Origin of the sequence: Rufibacter roseus, from assembly GCF_001647285.1 — a bacterium.
Taxonomy (GTDB): Bacteria; Bacteroidota; Bacteroidia; order Cytophagales; family Hymenobacteraceae; genus Nibribacter; species Nibribacter roseus.
Genome location: NZ_LRML01000024.1, coordinates 1 through 23,999, shown reverse-complemented (window position 1 = coordinate 23,999; position 23,999 = coordinate 1). Strand labels below are relative to the sequence as shown.

At 47.1% G+C, this 23,999-nt stretch carries 12 protein-coding genes; 3 read left to right on the top strand and 9 right to left on the bottom strand.

Annotated features, from left to right (window positions below):
• Positions 1–127 precede the first annotated feature (127 nt).
• The 4 genes from A8O23_RS20560 to A8O23_RS20545 all read right to left on the bottom strand — a co-directional run bounded on the left by A8O23_RS20560 (position 128) and on the right by A8O23_RS20545 (position 12,521).
• On the bottom strand, positions 128–5,572 hold the full coding sequence (locus A8O23_RS20560) for a phosphodiester glycosidase family protein (RefSeq protein WP_066625846.1): 5,445 nt from the start codon (positions 5,570–5,572) through the stop codon (positions 128–130).
• 455 nt (positions 5,573–6,027) lie between these two features.
• Complete coding sequence (locus tag A8O23_RS20555) at positions 6,028–7,329, bottom strand: T9SS type A sorting domain-containing protein (RefSeq protein ID WP_066625844.1); 1,302 nt, start codon at positions 7,327–7,329, stop codon at positions 6,028–6,030.
• A gap of 416 nt (positions 7,330–7,745) precedes the next feature.
• Positions 7,746–11,132: a T9SS type A sorting domain-containing protein gene (locus tag A8O23_RS20550; RefSeq protein WP_082883199.1), complete on the bottom strand. Its 3,387-nt coding sequence runs from the start codon at positions 11,130–11,132 to the stop codon at positions 7,746–7,748.
• Positions 11,133–11,516: 384 nt separating this feature from the next.
• Complete coding sequence (locus tag A8O23_RS20545; RefSeq protein WP_239693466.1) at positions 11,517–12,521, bottom strand: hypothetical protein; 1,005 nt, start codon at positions 12,519–12,521, stop codon at positions 11,517–11,519.
• A gap of 398 nt (positions 12,522–12,919) precedes the next feature.
• Between A8O23_RS20545 and A8O23_RS20540 the strand changes: the two genes are divergently transcribed.
• Positions 12,920–13,378, top strand: a complete 459-nt coding sequence (locus A8O23_RS20540) for a response regulator (RefSeq protein ID WP_066625842.1) — start codon at positions 12,920–12,922, stop codon at positions 13,376–13,378.
• Between the two features lie 104 nt (positions 13,379–13,482).
• Here the strand turns inward: A8O23_RS20540 and A8O23_RS20535 are convergent, their stop codons facing one another.
• The 5 genes from A8O23_RS20535 to dxs all read right to left on the bottom strand — a co-directional run bounded on the left by A8O23_RS20535 (position 13,483) and on the right by dxs (position 21,934).
• Entirely contained in the window at positions 13,483–16,410 is a 2,928-nt protein-coding gene (locus A8O23_RS20535; RefSeq protein WP_066625840.1) for a WD40/YVTN/BNR-like repeat-containing protein, read from the bottom strand.
• Between the two features lie 414 nt (positions 16,411–16,824).
• Positions 16,825–17,601, bottom strand: coding sequence for an alpha/beta fold hydrolase (locus tag A8O23_RS20530; RefSeq protein ID WP_066625838.1), 777 nt, complete (start codon positions 17,599–17,601; stop codon positions 16,825–16,827).
• A 516-nt stretch (positions 17,602–18,117) separates the two neighbouring features.
• On the bottom strand, positions 18,118–19,164 hold the full coding sequence (locus A8O23_RS20525; RefSeq protein WP_066625835.1) for an aldo/keto reductase: 1,047 nt from the start codon (positions 19,162–19,164) through the stop codon (positions 18,118–18,120).
• Between the two features lie 206 nt (positions 19,165–19,370).
• Positions 19,371–19,895: a hypothetical protein gene (locus tag A8O23_RS20520; protein WP_066625832.1), complete on the bottom strand. Its 525-nt coding sequence runs from the start codon at positions 19,893–19,895 to the stop codon at positions 19,371–19,373.
• Positions 19,896–20,017: 122 nt separating this feature from the next.
• Entirely contained in the window at positions 20,018–21,934 is a 1,917-nt protein-coding gene (gene dxs, locus A8O23_RS20515; RefSeq protein ID WP_066625829.1) for a 1-deoxy-D-xylulose-5-phosphate synthase, read from the bottom strand.
• Positions 21,935–22,232: 298 nt separating this feature from the next.
• On the opposite strand from dxs, the gene A8O23_RS20510 reads away from it, so the two are divergent.
• Positions 22,233–23,006, top strand: a complete 774-nt coding sequence (locus A8O23_RS20510) for a segregation and condensation protein A (protein ID WP_066625826.1) — start codon at positions 22,233–22,235, stop codon at positions 23,004–23,006.
• On the top strand, positions 22,990–23,999 hold a 1,010-nt coding region (locus A8O23_RS20505), incomplete at its 3' end, for a lysylphosphatidylglycerol synthase transmembrane domain-containing protein (RefSeq protein ID WP_066625824.1). The genes A8O23_RS20510 and A8O23_RS20505, both read left to right, overlap by 17 nt.

Below are 23,999 nucleotides of genomic sequence, written 5' to 3'. Positions count from 1 at the left end.
GCTTTACCAGCTAAAGCCACTCTTTTGCTAATGAAGCAGTGTTTTTCAGCTCTTTTTAGAAAAACAGGCTAAAAACAGAAGCGGCTGCCCAATGGGCAGCCGCTTCAACCATGCTATTTTATAGTATTTACTGCTTCACCACGCGGCGAACTACTTTTCCTTCTGGAGTATGTATGATTACCAAATACACTCCGTTAGAAAGCTTAGAAATGTCAAGGTTCACCAAGTTATTGGCTACACTGTCTTTTACCATTATAGTTTTACCAAACAGATCGGTTACCTGCACTTGAGCTCCCTTACGAATAGACTCAGGCAACTGTACAGAAAGCATTCCAGAGGTTGGCACTGGATACACTTTCACTTCATTGGCAGCCTCATCTTTTCTAACACCGGTCACGGCAGAAGCGCTGAGAGGAACAAGGTAGTAACCAGAAACATATGGCGCCTCAATTTTGAACTGCTGCACAATACCGTCTATCTGCAGCCCGTTCTGAGGAGCAGGCATGTTGTAAAGCGGTGAGTTGCTTGGTATCAGCATTGGGAACACACCTGCTTCTGTCTGCACCTGTACTTCAAAACCAACATAGCCTTCACCGGTGGTCCACTGGCTTGCATCTACCAGTCTGGCACGCTGCAGTCTTACTGGGTAAGATTCCATTTCTTCTGTTAGGCTAGTTACTTCCATTGGAACCACTAGTTCTTCACCTGTTTTGATCAGGCGTACAGAATCTACCTCTAAACGAAGCAAACCATTGTATTGTCTCAGTAAACCAATGGCGGCAATGCTATCGCCCAGCGTTGGGGTATAAGCAGCCATATCGCCTTGGCTTACTTTGTACACCTGAATACCCTTACCGGCATCTGTTAAGGCAAAGTCTAAATAGGCGCGTGACAAGTTATTGCTGTTCACAACCCCTTTCACCCGTACATATTTACCCGCCTCAGTGGCCACACCGCTGGCGTTCACCGGTCTGGTTTGCGCAATGATATAATCTTCTAACGTTCTTTCTGCACCGCTACCGCTGGTAGGTATGATGTAACGGTAAAGCGTTCCGTTAGCGGCTGTGGTGTAAAGCGTGTCTTCGCCTTTTGAAAGCGCTAAGCCTCTCAAATCAGCACCGTTGATGTGTGGCAATGGCAGGCTCCATGACAGCTTCTGGTTCGGATCAGTATCATCACGCATGAACAAGGTAGCTGGCGTGTTTCCGCTGGTGTTGGCAATAGCATATACCTTGTTATTACCCGCGGCATGTACTGAGTAAGACTGCGGATTTGGAAGGGCAATGGTTTCAACCAGGCTCCATCCATTTCTTCCGTTTGCACTGTAGTAGTTAAACAACCTGTTTCCGCCGGAGCTAGGCACGTAGATGTTGTTGCCTTCCGGAGAAATAGCGGAAGCCCTGATGGTTCCAAGTCTGCCTGGAAGCGAGAATTGATCTTCCAGCACATCGTATTTAGTAGGGTCAGTTGTACTCTCCTTTAAGATCCAATTATGATTTGTCGTCACAGATCCTACATACACTATTCCATCATTAGTGGAGGTTGGGTTTGTGAGACCAATGTTGGTTTCATCAAGTCTGGCAGGAGAAACCCACGATGCCATTGGGGCACCGGTGTCTACGTTTAGTTTATAAAGTGCTGTATTCCTCACGACAACTAAAATGTTACCATCATGCGCAATGCCTATTCCACGCACGGCAGTTACTGCATGAGATTGACCGTTGAGAGAAAGATTAGCAGTGATGTCTCTAAAGATTGTTCCGTCTGGTCTATGGATTCTGATACCTGAACCGTAAGCAACTGACCATGCTCTGCCATACTTGTCAATCACCACCCCATGGCCTTGGTCTGCTGTCAACGTACCAAATGCCGCTATACAGTTTCCTTCAGCATCCCTGGTTTTGCAGTCATACACAAAGTTTGGCGCCGGTATGGTCACCGGACCAGTAAGAGCTTCAGAATTCTTAGTTAACTGAAGGGCTTGTCCCGCCCCAACGGTCACATTTTTACCATCTGAGGCAACAACTCTGTGATAGAAGGTAATTGGAGCTCCGTCTTCGGCATTTCCTAAAAGAGCGTACCAGGCTTCTTGCTGTGCGCTATAAGAAGTACCTAACCCAATGGCTTCTTCAAGAATAACCTCAGAGAACTGCTCGTCTTTGGCAACCTGATAGGTATAAGTAACAGCATTTGCCTCTGGGTCTTTGGCTGCATTCCACTGAATTGGGAAAATAGCTTTAATGTTACGGATTGGGTATGTGTCAGTAGAGTTATGGCTGGAGATCACCGGCAAGGCAGGCCCTACGTTTGTAGCACGGTACAACTGGGTTCTTACTTCTCCGGCTGGGTATTTGTCTGTCTTGATAAGTACATAGAAGTTACCGGTGCTAAACAGCTCTTTCAGGCTGAAATTAGCTGGTAACACGCCACTGAAAGTGCCATTGCGGCCGTCTGTAGTTTCTACGTTCAAAGCAAGCTTTAAAGAACCGTCCTTAGGATATGACTCTTGGTATAAACCAACTGCACCGCGGTCTGCCAACAGCATTCCTTCCAGATTACTGAATGAGCCACTAATCATAATATTGTCGCCCATGTCTGTAGCAGTTACAGTTCCGGTTGCTTCAGATGCGCGGCTGTTACTTTGGTTATAAGAAGAAAGCGCACCAACTCCTGCTCCAGATACCGGTACATCTCTGCGAATCATGTACCCATTTACCCCTACCATTAACTCAGGCAGACGCTTATCATCAAATACGCGCATGTTGGAGGCAATAGGCTCTTTGATCTCATAGGTAGTGTACACCACCGTATCTTGATCAAGGAACACGTCCATAAGCGTAACCGTGTTTGGCGCTACTTCATCTAAGCCCATGTAGGCACGCGGCCCAGAACCGGCGGCGCCCGCATTTAAGAATTCTACTGAGCCGTGCTTACCAGGATAGTAGGCATGGTGGTGACCACTGATGTAGGTATGCACATCCAATTCCTCCATCATGGCTTGTAGAGCGGCAGCATTGTTCAGAATGTTTCCGGCGGAATTGTATTGCTGAGCAACGCTGTACAGCGGCAAGTGACCAACTAAGAAACGGAATTTAGCAGCTCTTGCCTCTGGGCTGGAGAACTGCTCCCGAACCCACTCTAACTGTGCAGCAGGAATGTTAGCACTGCTGGCTTCCCAAGACACAAAGAAAATATCAGAATCAGCGGTTGGTTTGTAAGAGAAGTAGAACGGATAGTTCGTCATGTCTACTCCATGCCAAGCGGGCGCATTCTCTGGCTTTTCCCAGTATTCCTTGGCCACAGTACGATCAGTAGACATGCCTGGTGCGGCATCATGGTTACCTAAGGTAAAGGCAAACGGAATACCGGCATCTTTTAAAGGTTGGGCAACCTTGGCATCAAAGCCATTCCACATAGCGGCCACTTGCTCAGCGGTTAATGAAGCTTGCTGGCCCGCCACCATGTCACCGCCGGCTACTACCATGTCTGGCTGCCATAAGCGTGGAATACGTTGCATGATGCTGTCTACCTGCCACTCATAGCTAACAGAACCAAAGCTTGAGTTCAAATCAGAAATGACGGCAATCCGGAAGTCGCCACGGGCTGGGGCCACGGTAGCCTGATACGTACGGCTGGCTTTAACATCGTTGGCATCTGTGAGCTCAAAACGGAACGTCACTTTGCTGTTCACAGCCTCTGTAAGGGCGTGCGAGAAAGGATAATCTTGCTGCGGCTGCGCCTCAAGAGCAATGGTCTGGCCTAGCTGCTGCTCATTAGCACCGTCTACTGACTTAAATATTCTGAGCTCTTTCACGTTCACGCTAGGTTGGCGAGTCTCCAGAGAAAGCTCCAGATTAAGCGGACGGAACTGCGGGTGCGTTCCCTCTGTGGCGCCACCTTTAATAACCACTTGGGTAAGGGTCACCACAGTGTACTCAAATGATTTGGAAACCATACGGCCCATGTTGTCTTCCACCTCAAAGCGGAAAGTAACTTTAGAGCCAACTGGGTCAGAACCATTATAGGTGAAATCATAGGTGTGGCTGTAAGCGCCATTCAAGTCAATGTCATTACCCACTTGTGTTTCAGCGCCACCATTCACTGATTTAAACACCCTTAGCGTTTCCAAGGTGAAACCACTGTTGGGGCTAGTTAGAAAGACATCAAACCCGCTGTTTTGGGTTTCAATAGCTTCACCACTCTCTAAGCCTCCTTCAAAGGCTATGGCAGGCAAACTTTCGCCTACTTTCTCCAGGCTAATGGCATCGGCAATCACATACTGCCCCTCGGCGTCATTACCAATGGCTATAGAATCTCCGGGGCCTAAATCAAAAGTACCTACCAGATTGAACTTGCCGCCATTGACCGTTTGGTTCATTCTTACAACTACAGGTTCGGCCACACCACCCTTGTAGATTTTATAAGGAGTATTCGTGCTGCGGTTGCTTGAGGCTACCCACCAGGCTTTTACTTCATAGCGACCTGGGGTTATATTGTTTAGTTTATAGGTGGCAAAGTTAGAGCCATCTCCGGTAGCCATGTAACGGGCTCTTGATGGGCCATAATAACCATCATTCAAAGACTCTGTCCAGGAATCGCCACGCTCAAAATATACAGCAGAGTTCTCGGTGTCATATACATGGGTGCGGCGCTTTACAATAAGGGCAGTAGGCACAGCCCGCTGTTCCCCCGCATCTGACGGACGAATTGTGTTCTGCCCTTGTATGGCCAGAGCAGAAGAACCGCCACCGTCAAAATTCATGGCTTCTTCTGCACCAATGCCTAAGAAAATCTGGGCCATTTCCGGAATGGTCACCCCAGCGCTTATACCTGGGTTACGCCCTTCCACTACCAAAAGAATTACTTTGTTATCGGCGGTACGGCCAATTCCAGTACGAGGCTCACGGTTGTCACCACTGGCCCACATGCCTTCTTCGTCTTTGGTCATTCTGATCTGTCCATTATGCACAATTACCGGACCGGCGCCAAGCGCGGTGGTAGCAGGCCATAATTGAGCACCCTCAGGATAAGTGGCAGATGGCTCTTGATTGAAACCAGAAACAGGATTTGGGTTGGGGTACTCGTACATGGTATTCTCAGCACCCACATGGTAAATCCAGGCTATGTCTGCTATGTTGCCTGGTAATACTCCAAAAGCACTGCGGGTACGGTTATCTTTCCCGTTTATGGCCAGAACCTGTCCATTTTGCACAGCGGTACCTTGGGCATGGTTAGTAGTGGTGTTAAAGAAACCTCCGTTTACCACGGCATAAACAGGATCTGTTTCAGCAGCAGCCCACTGGTTTGGCGTCTTTTTCACCCCAGGGGTGTATCCTGTTTTCAGCTCTATGTTGGGGTCATTCAGGTCTATGAGAGCATAGTAGGTTTTCATGACCGCTCCATTTACAGGAGTGTTGGAATAAAAGACCTGAATTGAGGGGGGTAGTCCGGCATTTAACTCAGCCGGTTTGGTCCAGTTTAAGTTGATTTGCGCATGGAGTGACTGTGAAGCCAGTAACAGCCATGCCAAAACCAACAAACAGACCCTGAAGGGGAGTAGGTTTTTTTTCATGAAAGATAGTTTAGGTTATGTAAGGGTAAAAGTGAAAAACGTGTTTTATCTCGGTATTACCACCGCATTACTAATCTGTTAAGCTAATCTTCCTCACAAAGCCTACCGCCCATTAAATTACTATTTATAAGCCACTTACAGAATTTTCTAGCCTTAGCTATTAATATTTATTTTTAAAATGTTTTACCCTAATTAAGATATTTATTTCCGATTTAGCAACTGTTAATAAAGAAAATAAGCTATTCCTGAAGAATGTTTTATAAGGAATTACTACTGTATTTTCTAAAGCAGTGCGTTCACTTAGTAGACTTAGCTTCAATGATACTGGCCCTTCAGAACACCTTTATTCGCTTTAAATAAAGCTGCCGTTTCCCTCTTCTTTTTAAGAAAACAAGCCAAAAACGGCAAAAAAAAAGGGCTCCAAAAGGAGCCCTTTTTTACATGATTAAGAAAAATTATTGCTTTACTACTCTTCTCACAATGTTACCTTCTGCAGTGTTCACCACTACCAGATAAGTACCCGCCGATAATCCCCTCAGATCTAAGGAGGCACCTCTGTCAACAGCAGTTTGACGAACGGCAATGTTTTTACCGGTTAAGTCTGTTACCTGAATAGTGGAAGCACGACGAATAGACTCTGGCATTTCAATTGTCACCTGACCAGCAGTAGGCACTGGGAAAGCAGTTACCGCTTTGGCTACATCGTCTTTGCGTACAGAAAGGATAACTTCATCATAAGTGATAAAGCGGTGGATATTACCAGTAAGTGAGCCACTGGCAATATAAAGAGTGTCATAACCTTTTGTAAAGGACATTCCTTTAATGTTATTTGATCCTACTTCTGTGCCGAAGGCTTGTGACCAATTGTAGGTCGCATTTTTTTCATCTCTGAAGTGCAGCACAGGATTGGTAGCAATGGTAATGTACCACAGCACATTATTAGGACCAGTTACAATAGCGTTTGAACCCGAAGCGGTTTCAATGGTACCAGCCAAAGTCCAGTTGACCATATCTGTACTTGTGTACTTATCTATATTATTCCTGTTGTCATAAGGCACATAAATTGTTTTGCCATCTTTAGAAATGGCAGAACTACGCACTACTTCTTTTGTACGCCCAGGGAAAGCGGTTTCACCCATCACTACTACAAACTCAGAGGGGTTTGTCTCGCTTTGCTTGATGATATAATTTTTATTATCTGTTACACTGGTTAGGAAGATATTTCCATTAGCATCAGAGCTAGGGGAAGAAATATTAGTAGATGGTGCTTGCCAACGGGCAATAGGCTCTCCTGTCAGGTAGTTCAATTTGTACAGCACATTACCACGCGCCACTAAGATATTACCGTCATGCGCAAGGGCTAATCCTCTTCCTGTCTGATGGAAAGACTCAAGCTGGCCTGCATCAGTAAAGATGGCAGAAACGTGAGGATAAGGCACACCTGCTATTGGAGCTTCAGCGTACGTTAGATCTCCGCTTTCAGCAGCAGGAAGCTTATATTCAGAACCATCTGGGTTTACCACGTAAAACCCGTGGTACCAAGAAATAGTCCATACTCTTCCTGCAGGGTCAGTTACTACCCCTTGTGATTCAGTTGAGTGCACACCTTTCACAAAAAAGCCCTTGCCGTTAGTGTTTTCTGTGTCGTGTAAATATGTTGGCTTTTTGCCACCCTGAGCAAGAGCTGCATCAGAAAGAAGGCTAAGGCTCCCTACAGCTAATACTGATAATGTTAGTTTTTGTAGAGTTTTCTTCATGGTTTGATCGGTTAGGTTAGTGGTGTTACAATTAGAATAGTTTTTAGTGCTTGTTGTTCAGCAACAGGTAGCAAAATAGTAAATCCTGTAAAAGTTACTTCTGCTTTGCATATAGCGCAAATTATATTATCTGCTTATTAAATGCAAAGAAACAGGAACAAATATTAAAATTTATTAAAAACAAACCTTAAATAATTTATTTCGCAAAACACTGAATATCAAACACAAGCATATTTAACAAAAATAAAACTCGGCAAACATGCTTCTTGACTTCAGTTGTTAAACCCAAAGCCTACAGTCTATAGAGCTACAGAATACAGCCTGCTCTTGTATTACTTTTTGCTTCGTTTAGCAAAAACATGCCTAAAACAAAAAGGGTCTCTTTGCAGAGACCCTTTTTTAAAATAGTAGGTTGCTTATTGTTTCACTACACGGCGAACAATTTTACCTTCTGGTGTTTCAAGCACTACCAGGTAAACACCGGCAGCTTGTTTGGTTAAGTCCATAGCCAGTGTCTCACTACCGTGTAGCTCAGCAGCCAGCACTGTTTTGCCTGCCAGGTCTGTTACAACCACTCGGGTAGCCTTACGGACAGATCCTGGCATAGTCAGGAACAACTCACCGGTAGTTGGCACCGGATATAATTTCACAGCCTGAGCCTCAGCATCTTTCCGGATGGCAGTCACCACCACAGATTTCTGATCTGACATGGAAGAACACCCACCGGTAGTCACCTCTACTCTATACTGCCCTGACTGTGTGGCAGTGTATGTACGGGCAGTACCTTCAGCTCCTGTTATGGCAACGCCGTCTTTGTACCACTGGTAGGCATCACCTTCCGTAGCAGTAAGTACATCACCGGCTTGTGAGAAGTCAGCATCTGGGGCATTCGTGATGGTAATAGACTGGCTCAGCAGGTTGGTAAGCTCAGGAGCCTCCAACACTAACCGAACACGGTACCCGGCACCAGTTATAACATCCGGAACAGTAACCGCCACCTGGCCAGCACCAGTACCTTGGTAGGTACCAATTACCTGAGGTGTTGTAAATGAACCAAGGGCGTCTGACAGTTCTACCCGCACAGTAGCTGCTGCAGGGTTAGCGCCCATGGCATAGGCTGGCAAATTGAACTCTTCGCCAGCGCACCACTGCACATCAGCCAGAACAGTAGTAGCATATTTAATGTCTTGCGCTGACTGTGGCACCACGTAGTAACCCGAGGTAAACGGAGCTTCTTCTCTTGACTGGAAGACAATTCCATCTAGTTGCAATTCTCCGGCAGGGGCAGCCATGTTGTACAATGCAGACGAGCTAGGAATGTATACATTTATAGTTTCTGTTCCTTTCTGAACTTGCACCGTAAAGCCGTCTTCACCTTGACCTGTAGTCCACTGAGAAGCATCTACTAGGGTAGCTTGTTCTATGCGTACTGGCAGCGCCTCATTGGCTTCAGTTAAAGCAGTTACTACTGTAGGGGCAGTTACGGCGTTACCTGTAGACTCTACCTTGATGTACTCTACATTTAACCGCAGCATTCCTTTGTTTTGCTCTAAAGTACCAATCACCTCAATGTTGTCACCAACCGTTGGCGTATAGGTCATAACACCTTTGGTTTCATTATAAACCTGAACACCGGCACCATTCTCAATCATCACAAAGTTGTAACCAGCAGCAGACAAGTTTCCAGTATTTACGGTACCGTTCAGGCGCACATACTCACCTGCCTTTTCGGCAACCCCTTGAGCATCTACCGGACGAACCTGCGCGATGGTATAGTCTGTTGGTTTTTGGGCAATATACCGATAAGTGGCACCAGTCATATAAGAACCAACATACACAGTATCTAAATAGGCACTGAACCCAAGCCCGCGCAAATCTATGTCGGCAGCTGTCATTCCTTCTAAAGGTTGGCTCCACTGCAGCTCCCATGCGCTGGTTAAATCAGCTCTGGTGTGGAAGTTAAGCGAGGCCGGCGCGTCATCAGAAGGTTCATGAAGTGTGATCACTCGCAGTTTGTCTACAGCAAATGCTTTTTTGCTGTTTGCCAATGTTATAATGTCTTCGCCTTCAACCCAGTTACCATTCTCATCTTTGTCATAAACGTTAACGGTTTTCGTTTCGCTTGAAACAAGCACAGTTGTACCTTCAGGTGAAATAGAGCTTGAACGGGAAGACCAACCTACTCTGTTTGGCAGCTCAAATCTGTTTTGTACTACTTCAAAAGTGGTTGGGTCAGTAGTGCTTTGGCGCAAGGTGTAGTGAGCATTATCAGAGCCTAGAACACTGTGCAAAAATATCAGCCCATCAGCTGAAGATGAAACGGTGGCTAATGATGGCAAGCCTTCGGCCGTCCAACGAGCCATAGGCTCTCCTGTAACGGCGTTTAGCTTGTACAGAATCTTATCTCCAACAATGGTTAAGATATTGCCATCATGGGCTCTTGCCACACTACGTACTCTATCAGCGGCATCAGTAAAGCCATTAAAGCGAATCTGGGTAATTACAGATTGGTCTCCGGTGGGCACAGCAGCGTATGATAAGTTGGTGCTAGTTAATTGCGCTCTTGTACCATCAGGGTTACGTACGACAAGGCCATCATTATATATTGCCACCCATACTTTGCTTTGGTTGTCTACCGCAACTGCTTGAAGCTGCTCGGCTCTAGATATATTTGTAGGGAAGTAGTTGATACACTCACCTGTTCCAGGATCTGTTTCTATACAAACGCGCTTGTACGTTGGCAGTATCTCTCCAATGGTACGGGGGGGAATAACAGGAACGTTTTCTATATAAGTAAAGATTCTACCTGTTGCATGTGAGGCAATGTACATTGTATCAAGGCCATCAGTAAAGGCAAGGCCTCTTAAATCTGCAGAAGTAACATCTGGTAGAGCAAGTTCATATGAATTTGCAGGCGTTGTGAAATCAGTAAGCTTTAGAGTAGCAGGTGTGGCTCCGTTAGGCTCAGAAAGCGTGAATACTCGGTCTCCAGATAAAGCATAAGCCACTTTCGTAGTGGCTCCGTGTACCATGTTTGCTTGCTCTGTCCAGACATTCCATGCATCACCAGCTCCTCTTGTATACCTTCTTACATTGGTATTTTCTAAAGAAACATAAATAGCAGTACCATCTGGCGAGATGGTGGCTGTTCTTGAAACTGCGGCTCCACGGTTAGGTAGTTCAAAATTGTTTGCCTCTACCACATACGTTCCTGCCGTAGTAGTGCTTTCCTTTAATATGTAGTTATTATTAGCCGAAACTCCCCCAACATAGACATAACCATCAGCAGTAGATGAAGGACTGGACATAGTTGTTGGGCTTACCCAACGCGCCAGCGGCTCTCCAGTAACAGCATCTAACTTATAAAGTATAGTATGGTTAACCACAACCAAAATATTGCCATCATGCGCTGTGCCAATACCACGCAAATTTACGGCAGCGTCAGGCTTGGTAAGCCCAGGGTAGTGTATAGAATCTATCCGAGATTTATCAGGCACTCCACCAACTGTAAAAAAATCCAGTTTGTTACTGGTCAACTCATGCTTGGTACCATCTGGGTTACGTACTAGTATACCTCTGGTATACTGCACGTACCAAACCTTGCCTTGTCTTCCAACCGCTACACCATGCACGTTAGCGGCTGCTGCATTTTCAAATGAAACAGTACATGCATTTGTGGTAGCATTTCTAGTTTTACACTGGAACTCATAATCTGGAGCTTGTTGCGCAAAGAGCGAACTGGTGCCCAAAAGACACATCGCCCCTGCCATTAGCCATTGTTTAAAAGGTAGCTTTTTCTTCATGATAAATTAGGTTAGGTTAAGAATACTGAACTAAAAATATAAGAATTATACTATTCCAGTAAAACAAAAAGCCACTGGCAACACCGTTACTGGTTTTGCACAGCGGATAAACATTTTCTAACTTATTTTCTCCCAGAAGAAACAGGACCCTCAGCAGAAACGAGAGCCGCTTGTATGATCCAATAGATCTAACTACCCATCATAGCAAATAGAGCCCAAAAGAGGAGAGGGAGCTCCAAACTTTGCTTTAAAAAAACCAACCAACACAGTTAATCTGATGGACATGCCAAAGTCCGGAAAGCTTTAGGCATTTAACTATGCACTAAAGCTAACCGAAATTATGATATTAAAAAAATTTACTATGAATTTAGCAGTAAAAAATAATTATTGATATTGTATATAGTGCGGAACCGGGTCAAGTTTCAATAATTCCTCTGGTGTGAATAATTTCCAACCGGGTTTCTTGGTATCGTTTTTATAGAAAATTTTAAACCCGGTGAACTGCACTGGTTCTTTCTTAATGTAGGCTCTATAGGAGTCGCGCTTCAATGGTTTATCACCCCAGCCGTCCATGTGCATGACAATCTGCACATTTGGCCTGATTTTAATGTTTTTATAGTTGGTGACCATGCCTTGGGTAAAGCGGTGCACCACCAAGATTTTTGGAGGCAGGTTGTGCTTTGTAGCAAGGTCAGAAAGATAACCGGTGGCGTAGTTTATATCTTCCGCGTCTACGGTGCCAATTTTACCGCCCGGTATTCCCCCTTTTTTCATGGCAAACTCAGGGTCAATGCCCAAATGCACCTGCGGCAACTTCAGGTACTTCTCTAAATGCGGTATTTCTTTTTCAAAAGTGCTCTTACCTATCTGTATGTCTAAAAAAACAATGGCGTTTCTGGTTTTGGCCCAAGAGATCACGCTGTCTGCCACATGGCCGCTCATACGCAGACTGTAGGTGTTGCTCTTCAAGGGTTTGCCTTGGGCGGTAAGCATGATCACGTGCAGGGCAGGCTGCACCGGCGTAGCAGGATCGGCCTCTTCCCAAGCCTTTACTTCCTCATCTAGCCTTGCCAGCATTTGCTCTGGGGGCAGCTCTCCTAGAATACCCATGCGTTTTGACAAGGGGTTACCGTAATAGGCTATAATTCTCTTATTAGGTAGAATGGTGCCGAAGGTGTGGGTACTGTCTTCGACTTGTTGGGTCTGAGTAGGGTTTGTTTCTACTACAGCACTATCTTTTTGATCAGAACGCAAAGAATCAGCAGAAGCGGTTTGAACAACTCCTCCCTCCTTCTGTTTTCCTTCTGAACTGCACCCAGAGGCTACCAAGCCTGCCGCAACCACCAACATTCCCATACCAAACTTAGCTGGCACTATTCTCTTTTTCATGTACGCTCTACTGATTTTGTAATTATTTATACACCTCCCTAAAAATGGTCAGGAAGATACTTAATTTTCTGAGGAGTTTGTGCTTCTGGCAGCTCTGAAACCATTAATTACTTTTGCTAAACAATGAATGGCCCTAACAAGATTTATTTCATTTTCCCACTCTCAGTCTTGGAAACTTCTATACGGCTACTAAAGCACTTCTTTTGCGTATAAGAAAACTTTTTTTAAAATACACGTTACTAGTTCAGCCAAGGCATCACATGGCAGCAGTTGACTATAACGCTAAACCTACTTAGGCAGAAGAATTGCATAGCACTAAACAAGTGAGCCAATGCTCCTTTTAGCGGCTCTGAACGCCTTTTGCACTATATTTGAACGACTAATTTGCGCCCCAACATATGGAAAAGATAAACCGGATTTTATTGATTGACGACGACGAGATCACCAACTACATGAACAAGCGCGTGCTCAATAAAGCGGAAATTGCCCAGCAGATAGACATTGTCACCGACGGCCAGGCCGCCTTGGCATACTTAGCCGGACCAGAACACTTATCCGCAGAATTACCTCTTGACCTTATTCTGGTGGACATTAAAATGTCTGGGATGGATGGCTTTGATTTTCTGGAACGCTATCAATTCTTACCAGACGAACAAAAAGCGAAGAAACTCTTTGCTCTTTCTTCTTCTGCCAGCTTCTATGATTTGCATAGACTCAAAGAGTTTAAAGAAGTAGACGGGCACTTATCTAAACCGCTCACCCAAGCAGACGCCATTCACCTGATCAAAGAACATTTTGGCTCGGAAGAAAGCACTGAGCGGCCAGACCTATCTGATGAAGAAGAAGACGCAGAGTAAATCAACAGTTTCTGATTTCCAGCTGTTTTCTTAAAAATAGGCCTAAAACAGAGGCTCGGCAGATGATTTGCCGAGGCCTCTTCGTTTTTCAAAACCGTTATGGGTTATTCTCTGCCCTGCCTTCTTTCAGGAGCTTTCAAGGTAAATTCTTGAGTAGCCTTACTACCATTAGCTTCAATTTCTACCACATATTTACCCGGGCGCAGGTAAAACCGCTGATCTGCTGCGGTCGCCACTTTCACCTGCTCTCCGGCTTTACGACCCTCATTCAAAGCCTGCTCGTAAATACTGGCGGCAGAAGAATCATGAGTGAGATCATACGTCACGTAATTCAACCCGCGCTCACTCTGGTCAGTCAGTTCTTTTAGCACCAAGCCTTTGTCTGTTTTAATACGGATGGTTGTAACCCCAGGAGAATTGACATAGAAAGGCACCGAAATGCTAGGCACGTAGGCATCGCTCCAGGTACCGTACCGTTGGCCCCACCGCTCAGAAAACTGCGGTGCATTCACCGGGAAAGCATGAACCCCTTTAGCCTGCACGGCAGGTGTCAGTTGCTGTAAGTGGGCTAAGTTTCCTATGTAAATAGACCGGCCGTGCGTGCCTACTATCAAATCATTTTCCCTAGGGTGGATGGCCAGATCATGCACCGCTACCGAAGGCAAATCTTCCCCGCCCATAGCCTGAAAAGTCTGTCCTTTGTCTAGTGACACATAAAGACCGTTATCAGAACCCACGTACAATAGATTCGGGTTCTTGGGATCTTCTTTTACCACGTTTAGCGGTTCTTTGGGCAAGTTGGTGCCAATGCGTTTCCAAGTTTTACCGTAGTCCTGCGACACGTACAGGTAAGGCGTGAAATCATCCCAGCGGTAGCCGTTCAAGGTGGCGTACACCGTTCCTTCGTCTTCAGAAGAGGCCGCGAGGCTGCTTACCCACATGTTCTGCGGTAACTTGTCAGATATCTTTGCCCAGGTATAGCCCCCGTCACGGCTCACATGAATTAAACCATCGTCTGAGCCCACGTACAACAACCCGAACCGTTTAGGCGACTCTTCAATGCTGGTAAGGGTACCATAGCCTACATCTCCCAAACGCCCGCCTTTAGTCAAGTCTCCGGAAAGTGTTTCCAGATTCTCGCCTTTGTTCAGTGACCGGTGGAACTTGTTGGAGCCGTAATACAGCACATCTTGGTTGTGCCTTGATAACAAAATGGGCGTTTCCCAGTTGAACCGCAGCGGCCGCTCCCCCAGCTCATGTCTTGGTTTAATGGACATACGCTGGCCAGTGGCTTTGTTCAGCCTGAAATAGTTGCCGTACTGTGAGCCTGAGTACAAGGTATTATTATCCCTGAAGTCTACCTGCACCATCATGCCGTCTCCGCCGCCGTAGCGCTGGTAAGGGTACCGGCCGTTGTCCGTCCAGCCAAGGCTGGCTTGGTAGGTGCTGGGGCCGCCCCACACGCCGTTATCTTGCAGACCTCCGTACACGTGGTAAGGCGTGGCCATGTCAATGGCAACTGAATAGAATTGCCCTACCGCAGGTGTGTTGGCTTTGAACCAGGTCTTTCCGTCGTCATAGGTTATGTTGATGCCGCCGTCATTGCCGTTCACTAGGTGGCCCGGCCGGTTAGGGCTTACCCACAAGTCCTGATGATCTGAATGCACGTTGGGGCCGCCAATTTCTTTCCAGGTTTTACCCGCGTCTTCAGATTTCAGCAAGGGCACACCTAGCAGGTACACATGGTCGGCATTCAAAGGTGATACTCTGATTACCCCGAAGTAATAGCCGTAGGTGTAGTACATGTCATCTATGTAACTTTCATGCGCTTTGGCCCAGGTTTTACCGCCATCGGCAGAGCGGTACACTTGTGCTCCGGTTACGGGCGTTTCTATCATGGCGGAATTGGCGTCTACCAAGAAGTCTGACAGCGCCACGGGCCTCAACTTATCGGTGCGTACCATCTCTTTCACGCTCTTGGCGGTGTACTGGCGCGGGAAATTGTTCTCGTCTAAGAAAGCGTTCACCAGCGCATCATCCAGCTTCAGGAAATCTTCTTTGCTGAAGTCTTTGAACTGCTCTTTCCGGAGCTTATTTGTTTGAGCCACCGGCTTCACGTCTTTCCGGAGGTCCTGGTTATCAACGCTGGCGTAAATGATGTTGGGGTTAGACGGGAAAATGCTTAAGCCAATGCGGCCAATGCCTTCGCCCGTAGGGAAACCGCCGCTCACCCTTTGCCAGCTTTCGCCGCCATTGGTGCTCTTGAATACGCCAGAGGAACTGCCACCTTCCACGAAGTTCCAGGCGCGCCGCTCGCGGTGCCAAAGGCTGGCGTACAGGTTATTCGGGTTAGCCGGATCTACGACTAAATCAACGGCTCCGGTATTCTCGTTTCCGCCTTTCAGTACTAGCTTCCAGGTGTTGCCGCCATCGGTGGTTTTGTACACGCCCCGCTCTGGATTTGGAGAATACAGGTGCCCCAGCGCCGCCACCCAGACGGTGTTCGGGTCTGTGGGGTGCTGAATGACCCGCCCAATGTGGTGGCTTTCAGGCAGCCCTTTGTATTGCCAGGTTTTACCACCATCGGTACTCTTGTAGATACCCACACCCGAGTAAGACGAGCGGCTTGAATTGCTCTCGCCGGTGCCTACCCAAATGGTGTTGTTCTTCCAGTCTACTGAAATATCGCCTATAGTTAAGACCGCCTCTCGGTCAAACAGCGGCTCAAAAGATATGCCGTTGTTAACCGTACGCCACAATCCGCCGGAGGCGTAGGCCACGTAGAACTGAGTAGGGTCAGCCGGATTCACGTCTACGTCTACTACTCGTCCACTCATCACCGTGGGTCCAACATTCCGGAATGCCAAGTTGCTGACAAGAGAATTTTTCTGAAGCTGTACTCGCTGCTGGTATCCGTCAAGACGTTCTTTGGCAGGGGTGGCGGGTGGTTGTTTGTCGTTCTTTTTCTGGGCAACGGCCGGAAGACTTAAAAGCCCCGCCAGCACCAGCGGGTAGAGTGGTTTGCGTAGCATGTAGAAGTTTGTGTTGAAGATGGCTAATTTGCCAGCCTGAAAATAAAGGAATTTCAGCAGCTTTAGAAATTAGCATTTGTAATTTATGATGGGGCAGAATCTCCTGTTTTCGGCCTGTTTTCCGTGAAGAAGGCCAAAAACAGGATTAACCGAAGGTAGCGTAGTGGTACCAGCATGACCTGGTTCCACACAGTGGCAACGTTCAGTTATCTTAATCCCATCTAAGCAAAAGATTTTTGCTGTGTAGACAGGTATTTACTGGAAGAGGCGAATCTGCTTCATAGCACCACGACGCTACAGAAAACCCTTCAGGTTTAGAACGATTTCCGTTTTTGGGCTATTTTTCAAAAAGTAGCCTGAAAACGGGAAGCTTCAGCACAGGCACAAGCGGACGCTTGCGCCAGAAATAAAGTTTTAAGGCAAGGTTTCAGCGAATTTCAGTAAAGCCTGACGGGTGGCTACGGTTCTTTCAAACATACCCATGTGGCCCACCTCACCTATAAAGTAGGCCATACTGTTCTCTGGCAAGTGACACTGCTGTAAGGTTGCCTCAAGCGGTACGGCCGGATCTTCTTTACCAGCTATAAAAAACACGGGCACGCGTATCTCTTTCAGCACTTGTATACGGTCTGGCCGGTTACGCATGGCTTGCAGGCAACCTTCTATGGTTTTAGGCGGTGTAGCTTTACCAATGTCCTGCATTTTCTGGATGGCTTTTTGGCAGGCATCGCGGTTAGCTGGTGCAAACAACGGGGCTACAAAGCTGTCCATAAACTTCTCTACCCCGTGCTTCTGCACAAATTCTATGGTTTTGAGGCGGTTCTCTTTTTTCTCAGGAGAGTCTGGCAAAGCAGTAGAATGGAAAAGACACAGTCCGCGCAACAACTCAGGATATTTTTCAGCAAACGCCAGCGCTACGTAGCCTCCCATGGAGTGCCCCACCAGCAGAAACTTTTCTACCTGCAGCTGCTGCAGCGTTAGGTACACTTGCTCAGCCTGCGCTTCCATAGAAAAACCCTCTGGTGCGGGGCTCTCGCCGTGGCCTGGCAAATCAAGGGCAACTAAGCGAAACTGTTTGGCAAGCGGCTTGGCAAACTCAGCCCAAAGATCTTTGCTCTCGCAGAAGCCATGCAGGAAAACTATTGCTGGGCCAGTGCCTGAATCTGTATATCCTAACGGGGTGTTTTTCATAGTTAGGTTTGTTTTGGGCTGTTTTCCAGAAAACGGGGCTAAAACAGGTTAGTATGGTAAAAGTTATAATCTACCGCAAGTTAAGCGCGAGCGTAACTTGTGGTAGCGAATTGGGTAAGTTTAAAAACTTACCTGTTAAAATCAGGCAATTGTGAAAAAAAAAACTGAAATCTAAAAAAGAACCAGGGGAGTTGAAAACTCCCCACATTACCACCATAAGTTAGGCTATTGCTAAACTTGCGGTAGAATATTTCGTGGCAATTCTTTTTTATAGAGCCAAACCTGCCACTTGACCGGAACAGAGTTCCTGCTGATTCATTGGTTAGTCTGGAGTCGCCCTTCGGAAGACTCCAGACAGCGAAAGTGCTAAAACAGAAAATTAGTACTTAACAACTAGCACCGTCTCTATCACCTTTTATTTTAGATCTCTTCAAAGAAATCATGTTTAATGACTTTAAGCTAAACCAAGAGGCCTCAACTGCTTTACCAGATGAGACCTCCTGTGTTCTTAAGCCATTATCTTTCCTTGTAGAAATCCGGAATTGGGTTGAGCTTGAGGTTCTGGCGTTGGTGCCAGTACGGGTAAATGGTCGGTACTTCGCTGGCGGCGTCTAGTTTCTTTACTTGCTCCAGCGTCAGGTTCCAACCAACAGATCCTAAATTCTGTTTAAGTTGTTCCTCGTTACGGGCACCAATAATTACGCTGGAAACTGTAGGTCTTTGTAAAAGCCAGTTCAGCGCCACTTGGGCTATGGTTTTACCAGTTTCCTCGGCTACTTCATCTAAGGCGTCAATGGTATTGTAGAAGACTTCTTCGTTTACCACAGCCTCCGGTACAGGGCTTCCGCCCTGAGCTACGCGGCTGTCTTGGGGCAAGGGCTGGTTACGGCGGTATTTACCGCCTAAACGACCGGCTGCCAGCGGCGACCACACAATGGCTCCTACGTTCTGGTCCAGCCCTAGCGGCATCAGTTCCCACTCGTACTCGCGGTTAGCCAAAGAATAATACACCTGGTGCGCCACGTATTTGTTCCAACTGTTCTTTTCTGAAACCGACAGTGATTTCATCAAATGCCAGCCCGAAAAGTTGGAGGCGGCTATGTACCGTATTTTTCCGCTTTGGATCAGGTCATCCAACGTCCGCAGCGTTTCTTCTACGGGCGTCTTGCCGTCGAAGCCGTGCATGTGGTAGATGTCAATGTAGTCGGTACCCATGCGCTTGAGGCTGCCCTCTACCTGCTTTAGTAAGTGAAAGCGCGAGGAGCCTTGGTTGTTCGGTCCTTCTCCGAAGGGGAACGTGCCCTTGGTGGAGATGATCAACTTATCTCTTTTGCCTTCCATGGCTTTGCCCAATATTTCCTCAGCCATGCCTTGGGAGTAAATATCGGCGGTATCAAAGAAGTTGACACCCGCGTCGAGGCAGAGGTTAACCATGCGGGTGGCCTCATCTACCTGCGTGCTGCCCCAGGCTTTGAAGAACTCGTTGCCCCCGCCAAAAGTGGCCGTACCAAAGCTCAGCACCGGCACCTGTAATCCAGAGGCTCCTAATTGTCTAAATTCCATAGTTGGTGATATATGCGTGTAAAGTCTAAAGCTGCCCCGGCTGTAACTTAATGAGAATAAGCAGAGGCTTTTTTTGTTCTACTCAAAGATGACATGATGGTTTATGAGAAAGAGCCACTTCATGCTTTCTTTTTCTATACCAACCTAGGCAAAGGTTGGCACTCCTTAATGATGTTGGTTCAGTAAAAAGATTCTTGCTAGGGCTACTAGAGCAGCAAATTCAACTCTTCCCTTATTATCTCTAGCCACTCCTGACGATATTTCTCTACGGCAGGATCTGGTGAGTATCCTGCCACATTTTTCCCAAGTTCAAAATAGAATCTAACTTTCCTATCTTCATAAATGACACTCTCTGTTTCTATACCATTCACAAGAGGAGGAACAAACCTTAAGGTGTCTTCTCTTTTAGTCGCCCCGGTTAGTGAGGCATATTGATAAGAAAATATTTTGTTACTCTCCAACTGCCCTTTTGTTAGAACAGAATCATCTTTGATCAACCAGTAGAAAACTTTACTGCCCTTCTGAACTACTAAAATACTGCTTACCTTTTCTGTATCTTCTACTTTTGGCAAATAAACCAGCATTTTAAAGGCGCTGCCTGACTTCACTTTTTCTACAATTTCATTGATAGCATTTATATCGGCTGCAGAACCAAATATTGGCCTATATTTTACCTGTGAGAAACACAAAAACGGCAAAAACACAAGACTTAGTAATAACAGCTTCTTCATACAGTTCTAAAATAATTCACTTTAGCACAAGCTCTATTTCCGGCCTATTTTTAGAAAAACAAGCTAAAAACAAAATCCCCTGTAACAGAAGCTACAGGGGATTTTCAAGATTTTAGATTCATTTATACCCGCACGTGCACATCCATCAGCTGGCGCACCTCGCGCTCTATACCATCTGGGTCGAAGCCGCAGAGGCGGTGCAGTTCCATTTGTGAGCCGTGCTCAACAATGGTATCTGGTATGCCTAAACGTTTTATCTGGGCATTGTAGCCATGGTCAGCCATGAACTCCAGTACAGCACTTCCGAAGCCACCTTGCAAGCAACCGTCTTCTACAGTCAACACTTTTTCGTAATTCTGGAAGATATGGTGCAGCAGCTTTTCATCTAGTGGTTTGGCGAAACGCATGTCATAGTGCCCGGGGCGCAAACCATCTTTCTTCAGGCGCTTGCACACGTCAACCGCATAGTTGCCAATGTGGCCAATGGTCAAAATGGCTACTTCCTCGCCTTCCTGTATAGTGCGGCCTTTGCCTACTTCAATCAATTCCAGCGGGGTGCGCCACTCTGGCATAACACCCTCGCCGCGTGGGTAGCGGATGGTGAATGGGCCCATGCCGTCTTGGCTTGCGGTGTACATGAGGTTGCGTAGTTCCTGCTCGTTCATGGGGGCAGACACCACCATATTGGGCACGCAGCGCATGTACGCAATATCATAGTTGCCGTGGTGGGTTTGCCCATCAGCCCCGGCGAAACCGGCTCTGTCTAGCGTGAAAACCACGTGCAAGTTCTGCAGACACACGTCATGTACCACTTGGTCATAAGCCCGCTGCATAAAGCTGGAGTAGATGTTGCAGAACGGTACCAGCCCCTGCGTAGCCAAGCCAGCCGAGAAGGTAACAGCGTGTTGCTCAGCAATTCCTACGTCCAGTGCCCGGTCTGGCATGGCTTTCATCATGATGTTCATGCTAGAGCCGCTAGGCATGGCTGGCGTTACACCAAAAATCTTCGGGTTCTGCTCTGCCAGTTCCAGCAACGTATGACCGAAAACGTCTTGATACTTGGGCGGCTGCGGGGTGGTGTGGTGGACTTTGTGGATCTCACCGGTCACCTTATCAAACAAACCAGGCGCGTGCCACTTGGTCTGCTCTTTCTCGGCTAGGGCAAACCCTTTGCCTTTCACGGTAACGCAGTGTAGAATTTTCGGACCCGGAATTTTTTTCAAATCCTTCAGCACACTGGCCAGATGATTCACATCATGTCCGTCAATAGGGCCAAAGTAACGAAACTTCAGGCTTTCAAACAGGTTGCTTTGCTTCAGCAGGGTTGCCTTTATGCCACTTTCTACTTTAGAAGCTATTTGTTGGGCGTTAGGGCCGAATTTGCTGATTTTACCCAGTATGTTCCAGATCTCGTCGCGCACTTTGTTGTAGGTGCGGGAGGTAGTAATATCTGTTAAGTATTCTTTAAGCGCGCCCACATTGGGGTCAATGCTCATGCAGTTGTCGTTGAGCACCACCAATAGGTCGGCGTCGGTAGAGCCGCCGTGGTTAAGGGCCTCAAAGGCCATACCGGCCGTCATAGATCCATCGCCAATCACGGCAATGTGGTGGCGGTCAAATTCTTTTTTGTACTGTGAGGCCACGGCCATGCCTAAGGCCGCCGAAATAGACGTACTGGAGTGACCTACGCCAAAAGCGTCATACTCGCTCTCCTTCCGTTTAGGGAAACCTGAAAGGCCGTTAAGCTTGCGGTTGGTATGGAATTGGTCACGGCGGCCAGTTAAGATTTTATGGCCGTAGGCTTGGTGCCCCACATCCCACACCAGTTGGTCATAGGGCGTATTGAATACGTAATGCAGCGCCACCGTCATTTCCACCACCCCCAAGCTAGCCCCGAAGTGACCACCGTAGATAGACACATTGTCTATGATGAATTGTCTTAACTCCTGGCATACTTGCAGCAACTGGTCTTCCGGCAGTTGACGCAAATCGGCTGGCGAATTAATCTTGGCCAGCAGTTCTCCCGGTTCAATCATCATAGGCGGTGTGCTTGGGTGGATATAGGTGCAACAGTATATAGCTCTAAAAGTTTATGTCTATACGTATTGCACCCAAACAAAAGGTAAAATTAAGGTTTTTTTCTGAGTCTCTGCGCCTCTTCTGTGCAACGGTGATAGTAAGCACCTATTGTTAACTCATTTGCGCCTGCTTCTATTGCGTTTATGAGCTGGTTTTATGAAATATGGGCTAAAACAGGGGGTTCGGGATTTAAAGGTTGGGGTTAGCGTTTCTTCTGTGTAATTTTGTTTTTCAAACCATTGCCGCACCGCAAGTTCCGTGAGTTTCGAAATAAAACTGTCGCTCTTTGAGGGCCCTTTTGACCTGCTGCTGTTCTTCATTGAGCGCGATGAGCTGGATATCCATGATATCCCGATTTCTAAGATCACCAATGACTTTGTGGGCTACATCAGGCAGTTGGAAACCATGAACATGGAAGTGGCCAGCGAGTTTATACTCACCGCCGCTACCCTGATGCGCATTAAGGCTAAAATGCTGCTGCCCCGCTTTGAGAAAGACGAGCAAGGCAATGAAATTGACCCCCGCCAGGAACTGGTACAGCACCTGCTGGAGTACAAGCGCTACAAAGAAGTACTAGGCGATTTAGGCTTACTGGAAGACGTGCGGCTGCAACAAGAGAAACGTGGCAACACTGACGAGGAGCTGAGCAAGATTGCCTCTAAGCACCAGCTGGAGTACGAGCTCAAAGACTTGAACCTCTATAGCCTCATGCATGCGTTCCATAAAGCCATGCAGCGCTACGACGAAGAGCAGAACCGGCCCAAGCATACCGTTTACACCTACCCTTACACCATTGATCAGCAGCGCACCTACATCAAGCACCGCGTAAGTGCCAAAGGAATGGTAGAGTTCACAGAACTACTGGAGGAGTTCCCAGATAAAATTGGCTTGATCTTTAACTTCTTGGCTATCTTAGACTTGCTCCAGCTTAACGAGATTGGCTTGGAGATTGGCGATGGGTTTAATAATTTCCGCATCGTGCCTTTTTCAGAAAACCCGCACCTGACCGCCGACCATGGATCTGAATCGTAAAAAGCTTCTTTCTTATTTTACGCCCCAGCGCATTCTTATTCCGGTGGCCATTGGCTTTGCCGTGATTGGGTACATGTTCTACCGCGACAGCTCTGAAATGGACTTTAGTCCGCTGTACAACGCAAGCCCGTTCTGGCTGTTCATGACTTTCTTGGTGCTGGTGGTGCGCGACTTCGGGTATATTTACCGCATCAGGTACGTGACCGAGAAGTTCTTGAGTTGGCGCCAAAGCTTGGACGTGATCATGCTCTGGGAATTTGCCTCTTGCGTAATGCCCAGTGTGGTGGGCGGCTCTACCGTGGCTGCTTTTATATTGAACAAAGAGGGGCTGAGCTTGGGCAAGTCACTGGCGTACGTAATGGTGACGGCCATGCTGGATAACCTGTACTTCATCATTGCCGTGCCGCTGGTGTTTCTGATTACCGCGGGAGATATTTTTCCGGAGGTGGAGGCCATGGAGTTTTCTGTGACACAAAGTCTGGAGATTGCCTTTGTCATTAGCTACCTTCTCATTGCGTTTTATGCGTTCTTGATGGCGTATGGTCTATTGATCAACCCTACCGCCGTGAAGCGGTTATTCTTGCGCGCTACTTCATTTAATTGGACTCGCCGCTGGAGAGCCGGTGCCTACAAACACGGCAATGAGCTGGTGTGGGCGTCTAAGCATTTAAAAGGAAGCACGTTCAGTTATTGGATGAACGCCGCCCTCTCCACTGCCTTTGTCTGGACGGCCCGTTACTTTGTGATTAACTGCCTTATTGCCGCCTTTACTGATATTAGTTTCCATGATCATGTACTTATTTTCTCGCGCAACATGGTGTACAAAATTGTGCTGCTGGTGGCGGTAACTCCTGGCGGCGCCGGCATTGCCGAAGTGGCTTTTCCTACCTTCTTCGGACAGTTCCTGGGCCGGTTCACAACGGTAATTGTGCTGCTGTACCGTGTGGTAACCTATTACCTGTACCTTATTCTGGGATCTATCTTCTTGCCCCG

Bases quoted from the DNA above. Each gene is read 5' to 3' on its own strand.
- A8O23_RS20540 (WP_066625842.1), top strand. From the start codon at position 12,920: ATGGAAAAGATAAACCGGATTTTATTGATTGACGACGACGAGATCACC.
- A8O23_RS20545 (WP_239693466.1), bottom strand. From the start codon at position 12,521: ATGAAAAAGAGAATAGTGCCAGCTAAGTTTGGTATGGGAATGTTGGTG.
- A8O23_RS20535 (WP_066625840.1), bottom strand. From the start codon at position 16,410: ATGCTACGCAAACCACTCTACCCGCTGGTGCTGGCGGGGCTTTTAAGT.
- A8O23_RS20525 (WP_066625835.1), bottom strand. From the start codon at position 19,164: ATGGAATTTAGACAATTAGGAGCCTCTGGATTACAGGTGCCGGTGCTG.
- A8O23_RS20555 (WP_066625844.1), bottom strand. From the start codon at position 7,329: ATGAAGAAAACTCTACAAAAACTAACATTATCAGTATTAGCTGTAGGG.
- A8O23_RS20530 (WP_066625838.1), bottom strand. From the start codon at position 17,601: ATGAAAAACACCCCGTTAGGATATACAGATTCAGGCACTGGCCCAGCA.
- A8O23_RS20550 (WP_082883199.1), bottom strand. From the start codon at position 11,132: ATGAAGAAAAAGCTACCTTTTAAACAATGGCTAATGGCAGGGGCGATG.
- A8O23_RS20560 (WP_066625846.1), bottom strand. From the start codon at position 5,572: ATGAAAAAAAACCTACTCCCCTTCAGGGTCTGTTTGTTGGTTTTGGCA.
- A8O23_RS20520 (WP_066625832.1), bottom strand. From the start codon at position 19,895: ATGAAGAAGCTGTTATTACTAAGTCTTGTGTTTTTGCCGTTTTTGTGT.
- dxs (WP_066625829.1), bottom strand. From the start codon at position 21,934: ATGATGATTGAACCGGGAGAACTGCTGGCCAAGATTAATTCGCCAGCC.